Origin of the sequence: Vibrio qingdaonensis, assembly GCF_026191675.1 — a bacterium.
Taxonomy (GTDB): Bacteria; Pseudomonadota; Gammaproteobacteria; order Enterobacterales; family Vibrionaceae; genus Vibrio; species Vibrio qingdaonensis.
On record NZ_JAKRRY010000151.1, the window covers coordinates 1 to 653 of the forward strand.

General features: G+C 40.1%; 1 protein-coding gene. It reads left to right on the top strand.

Annotated elements, in window-relative coordinates; genetic code table 11:
* The first annotated feature begins 94 nt into the window (after window positions 1–94).
* A complete protein-coding gene (locus MD535_RS25780) occupies window positions 95–517 on the top strand; it encodes a VOC family protein (RefSeq protein ID WP_265678131.1) in 423 nt (140 codons plus the stop codon).
* Window positions 518–653 lie beyond the last annotated feature (136 nt).

Here is a 653-nt window from a genome sequence, read left to right on the forward strand (position 1 = left end):
GCGATTGAACAAATCTCAGCTTGACCTCTAGTTAAGTTCAGAGATTAAGATGCTTCGATTGATACTCATGTCATTGATAAAAGGATAATTTAATATGACCAAAATAGAGCATTTAAATATTACAGTTCCAGATATTGACGAAGCATTCGCGTTTCTCTCTATAGTTGCACCGGACTTTCAAGTGAGAAAAGATGTAAAATCTCCGGATAGACATCGTTGGGCTCATGTTGGCAACGAGCAAAGTTATTTTGCGCTTCAAGAACCCCACCTAGACTCAATAACTCCAAACAGCGTTCAAAAGACGTATAAAAATTGTGGCGTAAATCATATTGGTTTAGTCGTGGAAAACCTCGAAAGCATAGAGGCTAACCTTATCGAACAGGGCTATTGTCGAGGTATTTTTGCTCCTGAAGAAACATATCGAAAGCGCGCTTACTTTTTCGATAAAGCTGGTTTTGAATGGGAGTTAACCGAATTTTTGTCCGCAATACCCGATGAAATGTACTTATATGAGTGAGTGGCAAAAATCGCATAACAAACGCTTCAAGTTGATTCGTAACGCTCGGCACTTTTGGCGTCAATTTGGGCTTATGTGATTACGGAGTCCAAGTTAAGTTCAGTGGAGCGTCACTCACAACTTAAGCGGGCGTTAG